The following is a 15,471-nucleotide window of genomic DNA, read 5'->3' on the forward strand; positions in this document are numbered from 1 at the left end:
CGTTTTACCGCGCTGCGATCACTCCGGCGATCAGCCCCGTGGCGAGCCCGACCAGCAGATAGTCGTTGTCGACCTTGATCCACTGCTGGCCCGGTGCCGGGCGCTTCAGCCCATGCCTCTTGTAGTCACGCACCGGCGCATGACGGCGCCAGTCGGAATAGCGCTGGCCGCGCTTCCAGTCATGATGCTTCGCATAATTCGGCTTCTTCGCGGTGTGGTGGTTTCCGTAACGGCCATGGTCGCGGCGGTTGTCGTACTTGGGCGCCGGCTTCTTCTTGGCATTGTTGTAGACAGGCTTCTGGTGGTTCTGCCCGTGCGCCGGCTTGCGGTAATCCACCTGAACCAGCTCGGCCTGCGGTGCTGCCGGCCTGTTGATCGGAGCGGCCTGCCCCTGAAGCGAAGTCGCAGCCAGCATCGAGATGGCCATCAGCGAAAGAATGATGCGTTTCATGGAAAGCGCTCCTGTTTTGTCGATGGCCACAGGAATAGAACCCGGACGATGAACCGAAACTGAACAGGCGCATTACAATACCGTAATGAAATCCGTATCTTATGCCGCCCACCTGATTCATGCCGTAAAGCCGCGCATCGCGCAGGACCCCGTTTTTCGTCCTCCCGGCAAGCTGCCTGTGAAAGCGCCTCCATACAGCCATATATATAGGACAAGGTCCTGTGAGGGCTGGACAATATTGATTACCCGGCTAATATATAAGCTCCAGATGGATACTCCCGCTATGAAAATGATTCGCCTTCGTTTGCGCGTTGGTCGCGCTCCCCGTTCACCGTGGCGGCTGCACACAGCCTCCGTGGTGGCAGGCCGTGCGGGAAGGTGTGCATGACCGGATCCGTCGTCCTCATCCATCTGGCTGGCGCCGTCGCGCTGATGCTCTATGCCACCCGGCTGGTTAAGACGGGCGTCGAGCGCGCCTATGGCGACGTGCTGCGCCACAAGCTGCGTGCGACTTTGCAGAACCCGATCATGGCCGTGCTGGCGGGCACCGGCCTTGCCATCGCCCTGCAAAGCTCCACCGCCGTCACCCTGCTCGTCGGCTCGTTTGCCGGTGCGGGCATCGTGTCCGGGCTCGCCGGCCAGCTTGCCGTGCGCGGTGCCGAGATCGGCTCGGCGCTGGTGGCCAAGCTTCTGACCTATGATCTGACCTTGCTGGTGCCGCTCTGCCTCATCATCGGCACCTTCCTATTCATGGCCACTGAAAGCCGCGACTGGCGCCAGAAGGGCCGCATTCTGGTCGGCGTCGGCCTGCTCATCCTCTCGCTTGAAATGATCGGCCAGGCATCGGAACCGCTGCGCGAAAGCCCGCTGATGCCGATGATCATCAACTATTTCTCGAGCGACCCGATCACCGCCTATCTTCTGGCGGCACTGATCACATGGCTGTTCCAGTCCTCCATCGCCTCGGTGCTTTTGATGGCGACCATGGCCGGGCGCGGCCTGATCACGCCGGAGCTCGGCGTGGTTCTGGTGCTGGGCGTCAATCTCGGTTCCTCCATCATCGCACCGATGCTGACCCGCAATTCAGAGCCCGGCGTGCGCATCGTGCCGGTCGGCAATCTTCTGATGCGCGGCATGGGCTCCATCGTCATGCTGGTTCTGGTCATGACGTTCAAGCCGCAGATCGGTTTTCTGGGCGCCACCGCATCGGACCAGATCGTCAACGCGCACATCCTGTTCAACGTCATCATCCTGATCGCCGGGCTGCCGCTGGCTGGTCTCGTCTACCGCGCCTCGGAAAAGATCGTGGCGCTCGGCGCAAAGCAGGCGGCAGAACCGGTGCAGATCACGGAACTGTCGGCCCTGTCGGAGACGGCGCTGTCCAGCCCGCCGCAGGCGCTGGCCAACGCCACACGCGAGGTGGTGCGCGTGTGCGAGACCGTCGAGATCATGCTCAAGCGCATCATCGAGCTTTACGAGAATGCCGACGAGGACAAGATCAACGCGCTGGCGGCCCTCGACGACCGCGTCGACGAGCGCCATGCCGCCATAAAAATCTATCTGGCGAAGCTGATCCGCAATCCGCTCACCGAGGACCAGGCGCTGCGCTGCCAGGAACTGATCGGCGCCTGTGTCAAGCTGGAGCAGGTCGGCGACATCATCGTGCGCAACATGCTGGTCCATGTGCGCAAGAAGATGGCGCTCAATCTGGAATTCACCCCGGAAGGCTGGCAGGAAATCACCGCCTTCCACAGCGCCGTTCTGGCCAATGCCCGCCTCACCTTCAACGTTCTGGTGTCGCGCGACACCGAAACCGCGCGCCAGCTCGTTCAGGAAAAGGACCGGCTGCGCGACATGGAGCGCGACATCAGCAACAACCATTTCCTGCGCCTGCGCGATGGCACGCTGAAGTCCATCGAAACGAGCTCCATCCACCTCGACACGCTGCGCGACCTCAAGCAGATCAACTCGCTGCTGACGTCGATCGTCTATCCCGTGCTGGAAGAGCGCGGTCTGCTGCGCGGCTCGCGCCTGCGCGCAAGCTGAAGGCAAGGCTGCAAAGCCCTCGTCCGCCCTGCCTTAGCGCCCACCATCCGGCGGATATGTCATGACGGCTTTGGCATGACAGGCGTGCATTCCGATGTCCGCCTGAACAGCCTTTTCTTGGTCATGCATCCTATCTTCCTCATGCCGGTGAAGCTGTCCTCCGGCACCGCACCAAAGTTCGCAGCGCAGAGCTGCCTGACAACAGATCTCTTCGCGGCAACTACCGCTGCACGTCCCGGCAGGAAGCGTCTCGCCACCATGGCGGGCAGCGAAACTCTCCCACCTTACCCACAACTTCCGCCCGGCACCGCCCGTCAATTCTGATCCCCGACAGCAACGCACCCCCGCCGCACCATGTCGGAGGCCCCACATTCGCCCGCGCCTCTGCCTCCGATGCCTGTATGCCCCTCGAGCGCCACCTCGCGGCTAAAACATATCGCCCGAAAAGCGGGAGCCGGTTCCGGGACAACAGCATGCGCAAGGGGCGCATCTGAAAGATCTCGACACGCCTCAGAGCGCCCGGGCAATAAATTTTTCTAGCCGAAAACAACAGGATAACCGGAAAAAGCTGAATCAGTTCGCGAACAGGCCACGAGCGCATCTTGACGCCAGGGCCATCACGTAACATATAAAGTTACATGAAAAGAGACAGCAGACTTTCCGGCATCCTCCACGTTCTCCTGCACATGGCCGAACACAGGGAGCCCGTCACCTCCGAAGTGCTGGCGCGGGCCATGAACACCAACCCGGTGGTCATCCGCCGCATCATGGCCGGCCTGCGCGAGCAAGGCTATGTGCGCTCAGAAAAGGGCCATGGCGGCGGTTGGGCGCTGGCCTGCGACCTCTCCCGCATCACCCTGCGCGACATTTATGACGCGATCGGCCAACCGGCCCTGCTTGCCATGGGCAACCGCACGGAAACCCCGGGCTGCCTGGTCGAGCAGGCCGTCAACGCAGCACTCGGCGCCGCCTTCGACGACGCCGAGGCGCGCCTGCTAGCCCGTTTTGGCGAGGTGACGCTGGCCATGCTCAGCGAAGATTTTCACCGCCGTTTTGCCGTCCATGGCGGCGCCCACGATCTGGAGACCGCTCATGCTCCCTGACACAGCCATCCGCGCCGACGCTCCCGCGCAATACGACGCCATCATCATCGGCGGCAGCTTTGCCGGCCTGTCCGCAGCCACCTATATCGCCCGTGCCCGCCGCTCCGTCTGCATCATCGATGCCGGCGCGCCGCGCAACCGCTTCGCCGCCCACTCGCACGGCTTTCTGGCGCAGGACGGCAGCAACCCCGCCGCCATCCTCGCCACCGCCCGCGCGCAGGTCAGCGCCTACCCTACGGTGCGCTTCATCAGCGCCCGCGCCACCGATGCCAGCAGCGAAAAAGACGGTTTCCGCGTCGATGTGGCCGATGGCACCACGCTCCATGGCCGCAAACTGGTCCTCGCCTACGGCCTGAGCGACGACCTGCCAGCTATTCCCGGACTGGCGGAGCGCTGGGGCGCGTCCGTCATCCATTGCCCCTATTGCCATGGCTATGAGTTTTCAGGCCAGCGCCTCGGCGTTCTCGCCTCCACGCCCATGTCGGCGCATCAGGCCATACTGGTGGCTGAATGGGGCCCGGTGACCTTCTATCTCAACGGCCAGCCCGCCCCGGACCCACAGGAACTCGCCGAACTGGAAAAGCGCGGCGTCGCCATCGAACCCGCCGCGATCAGAGCCCTGCACGGTGACCTGCCGCATCTGTCCGGTATCGAACTCGCAAACGGGCGCATCGATCCGCTCGACGCGCTCTATGTCGGCCCACGCACCCGCTTCAACAGCGACATCGCGCAAAAACTCGGCTGCGCCGTCGAGGAACATGCCGCCGGGGCCTTCATCCGCACCGATTCCCTGAAGGAAACCATGGTGCCCGGCGTCTATGCCGCAGGCGACATCGCGCGCGGCGCGCACTCCGTCGCCTGGGCCTGCGGCGATGGTGTCATGGCCGGCGTGGCCACGCACCGTTCGCTTGTGTTCGGATGATTGTGTTCGGCTGATCGGGTTCAGCCAAGCAGGCTCTTGATCGTTCCGCTCGCCTTGCCGAAATCCATCTGGCCAGCATAGTTTTCGCGCAAGGCGGCCATTACCTTGCCCATGTCCTTGACGCTTGCGGCCCCCGTTTCGGCGATTGCCGCGCGGATCGCGGCCTCGGTCTCAGCCTCGTCCATCTGGCGGGGCATGAAATCGCGGATCACCACGATCTCCTCGCGCTCCTTGGCCGCCAGTTCCGGCCGGCCGCCATCGTCGAAGGCTTTTGCCGAGTCCTCGCGCTGCTTGACCATCTTGGCCAGAAGCTGCGCCAGTTCGTCCGCGCCTGCGGCTTCCTTGCCGACGCCGCGATTGGCGATGTCGCGGTCCTTGATTGCCGCCTGAATCAGCCGCAGCGTCGTCAGGCGGAACTTGTCGCCCGCCTTCATCGCCGTTTTCACTTCGTCCATCAGCCGTTCGCGCATGATCGTTTCTCCTTGAATGGCCCAGATAAGCATGTCGCCCGGCGCTGAAAAGCGGTTTCGGGCCGCATCCTGCATGAAATATCGGGGCGGCGCAGAAAAGCTGCGACTTGGCGGCGCATGGTGTTGACCGGGCCTGCCGCTTCCCCTATTTCGTGAGCCTTAGCATGAACTGAGCATCAGATGTGCGGCGGCGGCGTGATTTTCGCAGGCCCCGTGCCTTTTGCCGCGGATATTCGGCCGGCCGGCCGCGCATCCGTGCAACTTCACGATGGAGCGCCGCCATGGCCAGCACTGCCCCCTGGGTTTCGGAAAAGCCGACCGCCCTGCTCGTCCTCGCCGACGGAACGGTGATCGAGGGCCGCGGCCTCGGCGCTTCGGGCGAAGCGATCGGCGAAGTCTGCTTCAACACCGCCCTCACCGGCTATCAGGAAATCCTCACCGATCCCTCCTATGCCGGCCAGATCGTCACCTTCACCTTCCCCCATATCGGCAATGTAGGCGTCAATGACGAGGACGAGGAAAGCCTGGCGCCCATCTCGCGCGCCGGCGCCGTCGGCGCCATCTTCAAGGCCGACATCTCCACCCCGTCGAACTACCGCTCCACCGGCGGCCTCAACGAATGGCTGGAAAAGCGCGGCATCGTCGCCATGTCGGGCATCGATACCCGCGCGCTCACCGCGCTGCTGCGCGACAAGGGCGTGGCCGATGCCGTCATCGCCCATGCGCCGGACGGCAATTTCGACGTAGAGACACTGAAGAAGAAGGCCGCCGGCTGGTCGGGCCTCGTCGGCCTCGACCTTGCAAAGGACGTCACCAGCGGCCAGTCCAGCCTGTGGGAAGAAACGCCGTGGGTGTGGAACGAAGGCTATGGCGAGCAGGGTGAGCCCTCCATGCACATCGTCGCCGTCGACTTCGGCGTCAAGCGCAACATCCTGCGCCTGCTGGCCGGCCTTGGCGCAAAGGTCACGGTGGTGCCCGCCACCGCGTCGGCGCAGGACATCCTCGCCCTTCAGCCTGATGGCATCTTCCTCTCCAACGGCCCCGGCGATCCGGCCGCCACCGGCGACTATGCGGTGCCGACGCTGCGTGAGCTGCTGAAGACCGACATTCCGATCTTCGGCATCTGCCTCGGCCACCAGATCCTGGCGCTCGCCGCCGGCGGCAACACGGTCAAGATGCATCAGGGCCATCACGGCGCCAACCATCCTGTCAAGGATCACACCACCGGCAAGGTCGAGATCGTGTCGATGAACCACGGTTTCGCCGTCGACACCGCCTCGCTGCCGGAAGGCGTGAAGGAAACCCATGTCTCGCTGTTCGACGGCTCGAACTGCGGCATCACCCTCGTCGGCAAGCCGGTCTTCTCGGTGCAGCACCACCCGGAAGCCTCGCCCGGCTCGCAGGATTCGCACTACCTCTTCCGCCGCTTCGCCAATCTCATTCGCGAGCGCAAGGGTGAGCCGGCTCTGGCCGAGCGGGCCTGAACCCTTTCAGGGGCGCATTCAGTTTTCGGCGGCGGCCTTCATGGCCGCCGTTTTGCTTTGCGGCGCGCGCACCTTCGTCACCAGCACCAGCAGCGCCCCGCTCAGGAACAGGCCGGCCACCACATAGGAAGCCCCGCCGAATTCCACCGGCGCGGACGGCCCGGTGAACCACGAAAAGATGTTGGTGTAGATGAGCGGCGCGATGATGGCCGTGAGCGAGAACAGGCTGGTGATCGCGCCCTGCAACTCGCCCTGCGAGGATGGCGGCACCTGTGCGGCGGCAAGGCTGCGCAGCGGCGGCTCCGACAGCGCCTCCATGCAGGTCGCCACGATCACCGCATAGATCATCCAGCCCTGCCAGGCAGCCGCATAGCCGAACGCGGCGATCGCCGTGAAGGCAAGCCCGATGGCGGCGGTGCGCCATTCGCCCAGCACAGGCACCACGCGCGGCAGCACGGTCGCCATGATCACCGCCCCGCACAGGCCGAACAGTCCCAGCGACAGGCCGATCTGGCGTTCGCTCCAGCCATAGCGATAGTCGCTGACGAAGGCCCACACCGAAGGGTAGACCATGTGGCCGAGCATCATCAGGAAGAACACCAGCCCCAGCCAGCCGATGCCCGGATAGTTGCGCATCTGCCGCAGCGCGCCGAGCGGGCTCGCCCGCCGCCACTCGAAAGGCCGGCGATGCTTCGCCTCCAGCGTTTCGGGCAGGAAGAAGAAGGCGACGATGAAATTGGCGAAGGCCAGCCCCGCCGCGAAAAAGAAGGGAACGCGGGGGCCGAATTCGCCAAGAATGCCGCCCAGCACCGGCCCGATGACGAAACCGACGCCGAAGGCGATGCCAAGCAACCCGAAATTGCGCGCCCGGTTCTCGTCGGTGCTGATGTCGGCGATGAAGGCAGAGGCCGTCGAATGGCTGCCGCCGCTGATGCCGGCCAGCACCCGGCCGATGAACAGCATGGGATAGGACCACGCGATGGCGCAGATCAGATTGTCGATGGCGAAGGTGAACACCGAGGCCAGCAGCACCGGGCGGCGTCCGAAGCGGTCCGAGAGATTGCCGATCACCGGCGCGAACACGAACTGCATGGCGGCATAGACGAACAGCAGCCATCCGCCCTCGCGCGCCGCTGCGCTCACGTCGACCCCCGACAGTTCCTGCAGGAAAGCCGGCAGCACCGGCATGATGATGCCGAAGCCGACGATGTCGAGCAGCAATATGGTGAAGACGAGGGCAAGCCCGCGCCGTGCTGTTCCGGCTTCGACCATTCCGGCCTGTCCTCCTGCGCCAACGCGGCGGCCGCTTCTTATATTCCAGCCACGACTGCGGAACAATAGAAGAACGGATCAGCGTTCCATGATGCTGACATCGGCCGGCGCAGCGGAGATTTCCGCGTCCGCCTGCGGCCGCAGCAGCCCGTCGAGGATCGGCATGCTGATCAGGGCCGAGACCGCGATCATGGCGAGGCAGATGCGGCGGAAGGTGCGCTCGTTCGCCAGCCCGAACATCCGGCTGCCCAGCCACAGGCCGGCGCCGTAGAACAGCGCCAGCAGCACCGCCAGCATGAGCACGTGAACGGTGATCAGCCCGCCCCATATGTAGCTGATGGCCGAGAGCACGGTGGAAATGGCGAAGAACAGGATGATGTTGGCCCGCACGACGCTGGCGCTGGAGCGGCCGCCGAGCCAATAGGCGACCACGGGCGGCCCGCCGATCTGCGCGGCGCCCGCCAGCACGCCCGAAACGGCTCCGACCAGAACGGTCAGCGGGCTGGCCGGCTCGCCGTCATAGCGCCATCTCGACATCAGCAGCGCCAGCAGCAGAACCACGATGGCCACGATCGACCATCTGATGGTCAGCGGGTCGAGAGTGCTCAGCAGGTAGACGCCGGCGGGAATGCCCGCGATGGCCCCGAGCGTCATCAGCGCCACGTCGCGGTGGTTCGCCAGCCGCACCGCCTTTGGGATGAAGCCCCACGCCAGCAGGGCGTCCATCACCAGCAGCAGCGGCACGGCGACCGCCGGCGGCACCGCGGTACTGGCCAGCGGCACGAACACCAGCGCCGCGCCGAAACCGGAAAACCCGCGCGCAAGTCCGGACAGGGCCGCAACCAGCGCCAGAAAGGCCAGCACGGGCAAATCGACCGGCAGTGACGACATATTCCACATAGTATCCGGCTGGTATGACCTGTGTCGGCTCCCCGCGCTTCTCCCGGAAGGAAAAGCCCGGCGGAGAGCCGGTCGGGAAACCCCATTCGCGCCGGGGCATCACAGGCCCCGCATCCCGCCGCCCTTCACCTTCAGGCCCCCACCGTCAGGCCCCACCTTCAGGCAATGGCGGCAGGATGGAGAGTTTTCCCGCGTCAGATCGGGTTGTTGAACGTATCGCAGTCGGAGAGCTTGCCGCTCTTGTAACCGCGGGCGAACCATTTCTGGCGCTGTGCCGAGGTGCCATGGTTGAAGGTTTCGGGAACCACATAGCCCTGCGTGCGCTTTTGCAGCGTGTCGTCGCCGATCTGCTGGGCGGCGTTCAGCGCCTCCTCAAGATCGCCCTCTTCAAGAATGCCCTTCTGCGCCGTGTAGTGTCCCCACACGCCGGCGAAGCAGTCGGCCTGCAACTCGACCTGCATCGACATGTGGTTGGCTTCCGACTCGCTCATGCGCTGGCGCATCTGGTTGAACTTCGGCAGCACGCCGATCAGGTTCTGAACATGGTGGCCCACCTCATGCGCGACCACATAGGCTTCTGCGAAATCGCCGGACGCGCCGAACTGCTCGGAAAGCTGGCGGAAGAAGGAGGTGTCGAGATACACCTTCTTGTCGGCCGGGCAGTAGAACAGGCCGGAAGCCGATGACGCGAAGCCGCAGGCCGAGCGGATCTGTCCCTCGAACAGCGTCAGCTTCGGCTCCTCATAGGTCAGGCCGTTCGCCTGGAAGATGCCGTTCCACACATCTTCCGTTTCGGCCAGAACCGTGGCCACGAACTGCTTCATCTCGTCGTTGCGGGCCGAGCCTGAACTGGAGCCCGGGCCGGATTCGCTCGACGTCGTGCGGCCGCTGTCCTCGCCCGGCAGCAATCCGCCGCCACCGCCGGTCAGCACCTGCATCGGGTCGATGCCGCAGGCCTTCAGCCCGAAGAACAACACCACCAGAATGACGATCGTGGACAATCCGCCACCGCCGGCGCGCCCGCCGATCGGTATGCGCATACGGCCGGGGCCGCTGCCAATGTTTCCGGGCCGGCCGAAACCGCCCTGCCCGCGCTGATCGTCAATGTTGTCGCTCTGGCGACGGCCTCTCCAGCGCATGCGCTTGTCGTCCTCATTCTCATGGCAACCCCGCAGGCCGCCTTGTCCCTTCGGCTTCGATAGATACCGTATCCATGGGACCGAGTCATGACCAATCTCGGCCGCCGGTTCCGGTCATGGCAACAACGCCCGGCCTCGCCGGTCGTTCCGCCCGCCGCTCCGCAGCCTCACGGCACCGGCAATTTGCCGGCCTATGCGTATTCGCTGGGCAAACATGCATTTTTCGGGGTTACATCGGCGGAAACTCTCCCCTATAAGGCCCCCTTAGCCTGAACCAAGAATCCACGCAGCGTGAACCGACCCGGAAAACCGGCGCCGGTGCTTCGCATGCACAGCCATAACGGACCCCGCCATGCCAAAACGCACCGATATCAAATCCATCCTGATCATCGGTGCAGGCCCTATCGTCATCGGGCAGGCGTGCGAGTTCGACTATTCCGGCACGCAGGCCTGCAAGGCGCTGCGCGAGGAAGGCTTCCGCGTCATTCTGGTCAACTCCAACCCGGCCACCATCATGACAGACCCGGATCTGGCCGATGCCACCTATATCGAGCCGATCACCCCGGAAGTCGTGGCCAAGATCATCGCCCGCGAGCGCCCGGATGCGCTGCTGCCCACCATGGGCGGCCAGACCGCGCTCAACACAGCCCTGTCGCTGCGCCGCATGGGCGTTCTGGAGCGCTACAATGTCGAGATGATCGGCGCCGACGCGCACGCCATCGACAAGGCCGAGGACCGCGCCCTGTTCCGCGAGGCGATGGCGAAGATCGGCCTGGAAACGCCGAAGTCGATGCTGGCCAACGCCACCGAGGTCAAGGACGCCGACCGCAAGAAGCACGAGGCCGAGCGCGCCGCGCTCAAGGCCTCCGGCGCGTCCGACAAGGAGCTCGACGCCCTCGAAACCAGCTGGAACCTCGGCGAAGGCGACCGCAAGCAGCGCTATGTCTCGCACGCCATGGGCGTGGCCGCGCAGGCGCTCGACGCGGTCGGCCTGCCCGCCATCATCCGCCCCTCCTTCACGCTCGGCGGCACTGGCGGCGGCATCGCCTTCAACCGCGAGGAATTTTTCGCCATCGTCCAGTCCGGCCTCGACGCCTCCCCCACCACCGAGGTGCTGATCGAGGAAAGCGTGCTCGGCTGGAAGGAGTATGAGATGGAGGTCGTCCGCGACAAGGCGGACAACTGCATCATCATCTGCTCCATCGAGAACATCGATCCGATGGGCGTCCACACGGGCGATTCCATCACCGTCGCGCCGGCGCTGACGCTGACCGACAAGGAATACCAGATCATGCGCAACGCCTCGATCGCGGTGCTGCGCGAGATCGGCGTCGAGACCGGCGGCTCCAACGTCCAGTTCGCCGTCAACCCGGCCGATGGCCGCCTCGTCGTCATCGAGATGAACCCGCGCGTGTCGCGCTCCTCCGCGCTCGCCTCCAAGGCAACCGGCTTCCCCATCGCCAAGATCGCGGCCAAGCTCGCCGTCGGCTACACGCTGGACGAGCTGGACAACGACATCACCGGCGGCGCGACGCCCGCCTCCTTCGAGCCGACCATCGACTATGTCGTCACCAAGATCCCGCGCTTCGCCTTCGAGAAGTTCCCCGGCGCGGAGCCGACTTTGACCACCGCCATGAAGTCGGTCGGCGAGGTCATGGCCATCGGCCGCACCTTCCAGGAATCGCTGCAGAAGGCGCTGCGCGGCATGGAAACCGGCCTCACCGGCCTCGACGAGATCGAGATCCCCGGCGTCGGTCACGGCGATGATAAGAACGCCATCCGCGCCGCCCTCGGCACCCCGACGCCCGACCGTCTGCGCATGGTGGCGCAGGCCATCCGCATGGGCACCTCGCTGGAAGACGTGCACGCCATGTGCAAGATCGACCCTTGGTTCCTGGAGCAGATCGCCGGCATCATCGCCATGGAAGCCCGTATCCGCGAGCATGGCCTTCCCGGCGATGCCGCCAATATGCGCATGGTCAAGGCCATGGGCTTTTCCGATGCCCGCCTCGCTTCGCTCACCGGCACCAAGCCGAAGGAAGTCGCGCATCTGCGCAATTCGCTGGCCGTCCACCCGGTCTACAAGCGCATCGACACCTGCGCCGCCGAATTCGCCTCGCCCACCGCCTATATGTATTCCACCTATGAGCAGCCCTTTGCCGGCGCGCCCGCCAACGAGGCCGGCGTTTCGGACCGAAAGAAGGTGGTCATCCTTGGCGGCGGCCCCAACCGCATCGGACAGGGCATCGAGTTCGACTATTGCTGCTGCCATGCCTGCTTCGCGCTGGCCGAGGCCGGCTATGAATCGATCATGATCAACTGCAATCCGGAGACGGTCTCGACCGACTACGACACCTCCGACCGTCTCTATTTCGAGCCGCTCACCGCCGAGGATGTCATCGAGATCCTCAAAATGGAGCAGTCGCGCGGCGAACTCGTCGGCGTCATCGTCCAGTTCGGCGGCCAGACTCCGCTGAAGCTCGCCGAGGCGCTTGAGAAGAACGGCATTCCGATCCTCGGCACCTCGCCCGACATGATCGACCTCGCCGAAGACCGCGACCGCTTCCAGAAGCTCTTGCAGAAGCTCGACCTGACCCAGCCCGAAAACGGCATCGCCTATTCGGTCGAGCAGGCCCGCACCGTGGCCGGCGAGCTTGGCTTCCCGCTGGTGGTGCGCCCCTCCTACGTGCTGGGCGGCCGCGCCATGCAGATCATCCACGACGAGACGATGCTGCAGACCTACCTGCTCGACACCGTGCCCGAGCTGGTGCCGGAAGACATCAAGCAGAAATACCCGAACGACAAGACCGGCCAGATCAACACGCTGCTCGGCAAGAACCCGCTGCTGTTCGACACCTATCTGTCGGGCGCCATCGAGGTCGATGTCGACTGCCTGTGCGACGCCGCCCATGGGGGAGACAACGTCTATGTCTCGGGCATCATGGAGCACATTGAGGAAGCCGGCATCCATTCGGGCGACTCGGCCTGCTCGCTGCCGGTCCACTCCCTCTCCGATGAGATCGTCGACGAGCTGGAGCGACAGACGGCCGCACTCGCGAAGGCGCTCAATGTCGGCGGCCTGATGAACGTGCAATACGCCATCAAGGACGGCACCATCTATGTGCTGGAGGTGAACCCGCGCGCCAGCCGCACCGTGCCGTTCGTCGCCAAGACGGTCGGCAAGCCGATCGCCAAGGTCGCCGCCCGCATCATGGCCGGCGAAACGCTGGACGCCGCCTTCGCCCACTATGGCGACAAGCCCAACGCGCGCAATCCCGGCCACATCGCGGTCAAGGAAGCCGTGTTCCCGTTCTCGCGCTTCCCCGGCGTCGACATCCTGCTCGGGCCGGAGATGAAATCGACCGGCGAGGTCATGGGCCTCGACCGCGACTATGCGCTGGCCTTCGCCAAGGCGCAGCTTGGCGCGGGCGTCGACCTGCCGCGTTCCGGCACGTTGTTCGTCTCGGTCCGCGACGACGACAAGCAGGGCGTGCTTGAGCCCGTGCGCCGCCTCGCCGAACAGGGTTTTCGCGTGCTCGCCACCGGCGGCACGCAGCGCTTCCTCGCCGAGAACGGCGTCGCGGCGGAGAAGATCAACAAGGTGCTCGAAGGTCGCCCGCACATCGAGGACGCCATCCGCAACCGTCAGGTGCAGATCGTCTTCAACACCACGGACGGCCAGAAGGCGGTGTCGGACTCCAAGTCGCTGCGCCGCGCCACGCTGATGCAGAAGGTGCCCTATTACACCACGCTGGCCGGCATGGCCGCCGTGGCGGAAGCCATCGCCGCCCTCAAGGCCGGCTCCCTCGAAGTGCGCCCGTTGCAGGATTATTTCTGAGCGGCGCGAACTCCCTAAAAAAGCCGGGTTTCGACCCGGCTTTTTTGTTGGTGCTGCCGCCTAGCGATCAGGCCGGACGTCGTTCCCCAACATCGATGCGGTTGCCGTCAGGATCGGCAAGAACGAAGGCCCTCTGGCCGAAATCCTTGTCCTTCAACGCCTTGATGATCCGCACACCCGCCGCTTTGCAGATCGCATGAAATGCGTCGATGTCGCTGACGAACATGTGAAACACATTGACCGTCGTTGCGACATGCGCCCGGTTCTGGCTGAGATGTATCTCGGCGGCATCCTTCTTCAGCACCATGAACCCGACAGGATCGCCGTTCTCGAAAACTTTCTGAAAGCCGGGAACGCCGGAGTAGAAAGCAAAGGCTGCCTGAATGTCACAAACCGGCAGACATGGGGCCACGCGGACGAACGTAATGGTATGAACCGGGGAAGAACCCATCGCATGCACCTGAAAATGTGGGCAGAGGCGGCAGTGCGCATGACCGGTCAGGAGCGGTGTCCCTTTTGTTAGAATCGCATGGCGCGCAGGAAAAATAAAGACAGCCGGTCCGGGAAACCGGGCCGGTCCGCTTCAGGCCCTGCCCGCAACTTTTTCGAGCGTCCTCATGTGCGATCTCTTCGCGAAGCGGAGCGCCGCTCCGCAGGCAGACATTCATCAGGACGCGTCCCCGTCAGCGTGCAAGCGTACGTTCCAGATCGTCGCGTATCAGCCGCACCAGTTCGGCATGAATATCGGCGCGGGACCGGGCGCCGCCATCCTCGCAGATCGGTTCGTCCTCCCCGGACGACCGCAGAATCTCGGCGACCCCTTCCCTGCATTCCGGCAGGAAGCTGTAGTGGACGGAGTCCGCGACGGCGGCGTAGGTCCCGTTCGGCGTCAGCGCAGCCAGTTCGTTGGCGATCACACCGGGTGGAACGGTGCCTGCGCCTCCCAGATTGATGAAGCTCATCGGAATGGAAATGTCCTTCAGGCTCTGTGCATCATAGGCTTGTGCAAGCCCCGGATCGACAAGCACGGCGGATCTGACGCGGCGATCGAGGTTCGACTGCTCGAACAGCGCCTTGTCGATGGCGCGCAGATCCACCTTGCCGACCTTGACCTGCGCTTCGTTCACATAGCCGATCCCGCCCGCATACCAGGCGCAGTCCCATTTGTCATAAGTGTCGCAATAGCGCGCATAGGCCTCCAGATCGGCGCGCGCGCCGGCGCTCAGCATCGCCGCCGCCCCGCCAAGCGAAAAGCCCACGACGCCGATCCTGTCGGCATCGACAAGACCCTGCCATTGCCCGTCGCCCGCCATCCCCTCGCCCGCCATTCCCTCGCCTGTCAGCCTGTCGATCACGGCGGACAGGTCCGCCGCCCGTTGCCACAGTTTCGGCGTGTCGCCCGGTGTCGAATAGCCGCTGGTCGTGCCGGGATGGTTCGGACCGGCCACGACGAAGCCCGCCTTGGCGAGTTCCGTCGCCAGCCAGCTCATGCCCTGAACGCGGCTGCCCGAGCCGTGAGACAGCACCACCAGCGGAAACCGGCCCTGTGCCGGTGCCGCGTCGGGTACGGCCGGGGCTCCTGCGAATACCCTGTTGGCGCCGATCATGACCGGCTCGCCACCGTCCTTGGCCGGATACCAGACGGTCACATGCAGGTCGCGTCCGTGATCGGTCGGAGCGGCGGCGATGGAAATCTGGCGCACGCCGACCTCCGCCGCGAAAGAGGGCGTGGCCACCGCGACGGCAAATGCGGCGGCGCAGAGCTTTTGGAATTTGAACATCACGGTTTCCTGTGTTGGAAGGACGGCACGACAGTGCTGGAACCGTGCGTTTGATGCCTCCTCGA

General features: G+C 64.6%; 12 protein-coding genes. 5 read left to right on the top strand and 7 right to left on the bottom strand.

Annotated features, from left to right (window positions below; all coding sequences use genetic code 11):
* Positions 1-4: 4 nt before the first annotated feature.
* On the bottom strand, positions 5-451 hold the full coding sequence (locus tag MIC97_RS05780) for an RcnB family protein (RefSeq protein WP_239799237.1): 447 nt from the start codon (positions 449-451) through the stop codon (positions 5-7).
* A 384-nt stretch (positions 452-835) separates the two neighbouring features.
* On the opposite strand from MIC97_RS05780, the gene MIC97_RS05785 reads away from it, so the two are divergent.
* The 3 genes from MIC97_RS05785 to MIC97_RS05795 all read left to right on the top strand — a co-directional run bounded on the left by MIC97_RS05785 (position 836) and on the right by MIC97_RS05795 (position 4,522).
* Positions 836-2,497 (top strand): Na/Pi cotransporter family protein, encoded by a 1,662-nt coding sequence (locus tag MIC97_RS05785; protein WP_239799238.1) that lies wholly within the window; start codon positions 836-838, stop codon positions 2,495-2,497.
* A 638-nt stretch (positions 2,498-3,135) separates the two neighbouring features.
* A complete protein-coding gene (locus tag MIC97_RS05790; protein WP_239799239.1) occupies positions 3,136-3,600 on the top strand; it encodes an Rrf2 family transcriptional regulator in 465 nt (154 codons plus the stop codon).
* Complete coding sequence (locus MIC97_RS05795; RefSeq protein WP_239799240.1) at positions 3,590-4,522, top strand: NAD(P)/FAD-dependent oxidoreductase; 933 nt, start codon at positions 3,590-3,592, stop codon at positions 4,520-4,522. Before MIC97_RS05790 ends, MIC97_RS05795 begins: the two co-directional genes overlap by 11 nt.
* Positions 4,523-4,542: 20 nt before the next feature.
* Here MIC97_RS05795 and MIC97_RS05800 read toward each other — a convergent pair whose 3' ends face one another.
* Entirely contained in the window at positions 4,543-4,995 is a 453-nt protein-coding gene (locus MIC97_RS05800; protein ID WP_183832639.1) for a GatB/YqeY domain-containing protein, read from the bottom strand.
* Between the two features lie 278 nt (positions 4,996-5,273).
* Between MIC97_RS05800 and carA the strand changes: the two genes are divergently transcribed.
* Positions 5,274-6,476 (top strand): glutamine-hydrolyzing carbamoyl-phosphate synthase small subunit, encoded by a 1,203-nt coding sequence (carA, locus tag MIC97_RS05805; RefSeq protein WP_239799241.1) that lies wholly within the window; start codon positions 5,274-5,276, stop codon positions 6,474-6,476.
* Positions 6,477-6,494: 18 nt separating this feature from the next.
* Here carA and MIC97_RS05810 read toward each other — a convergent pair whose 3' ends face one another.
* The 3 genes from MIC97_RS05810 to MIC97_RS05820 form a co-directional block, all read right to left on the bottom strand.
* Entirely contained in the window at positions 6,495-7,748 is a 1,254-nt protein-coding gene (locus tag MIC97_RS05810) for a TCR/Tet family MFS transporter (RefSeq protein ID WP_239799242.1), read from the bottom strand.
* A 78-nt stretch (positions 7,749-7,826) separates the two neighbouring features.
* Positions 7,827-8,639, bottom strand: coding sequence for a sulfite exporter TauE/SafE family protein (locus tag MIC97_RS05815; protein ID WP_239799243.1), 813 nt, complete (start codon positions 8,637-8,639; stop codon positions 7,827-7,829).
* 203 nt (positions 8,640-8,842) lie between these two features.
* Complete coding sequence (locus MIC97_RS05820; RefSeq protein ID WP_239799244.1) at positions 8,843-9,787, bottom strand: neutral zinc metallopeptidase; 945 nt, start codon at positions 9,785-9,787, stop codon at positions 8,843-8,845.
* A gap of 352 nt (positions 9,788-10,139) precedes the next feature.
* On the opposite strand from MIC97_RS05820, the gene carB reads away from it, so the two are divergent.
* A complete protein-coding gene (gene carB / locus MIC97_RS05825; RefSeq protein WP_239799245.1) occupies positions 10,140-13,625 on the top strand; it encodes a carbamoyl-phosphate synthase large subunit in 3,486 nt (1,161 codons plus the stop codon).
* A gap of 67 nt (positions 13,626-13,692) precedes the next feature.
* Here the strand turns inward: carB and MIC97_RS05830 are convergent, their stop codons facing one another.
* Both MIC97_RS05830 and MIC97_RS05835 read right to left on the bottom strand, forming a co-directional pair.
* Positions 13,693-14,076 carry a glyoxalase superfamily protein gene (locus MIC97_RS05830; protein WP_239799246.1) on the bottom strand — a complete coding sequence of 128 codons (384 nt, stop codon included), beginning with the start codon at positions 14,074-14,076 and terminating at the stop codon, positions 13,693-13,695.
* Between the two features lie 232 nt (positions 14,077-14,308).
* Positions 14,309-15,406 (bottom strand): CocE/NonD family hydrolase, encoded by a 1,098-nt coding sequence (locus MIC97_RS05835; RefSeq protein WP_239799247.1) that lies wholly within the window; start codon positions 15,404-15,406, stop codon positions 14,309-14,311.
* Positions 15,407-15,471 lie beyond the last annotated feature (65 nt).

Origin of the sequence: Aquamicrobium sp. NLF2-7, from assembly GCF_022359935.1 — a bacterium.
Taxonomy (GTDB): domain Bacteria; phylum Pseudomonadota; class Alphaproteobacteria; order Rhizobiales; family Rhizobiaceae; genus Mesorhizobium; species Mesorhizobium lusatiense.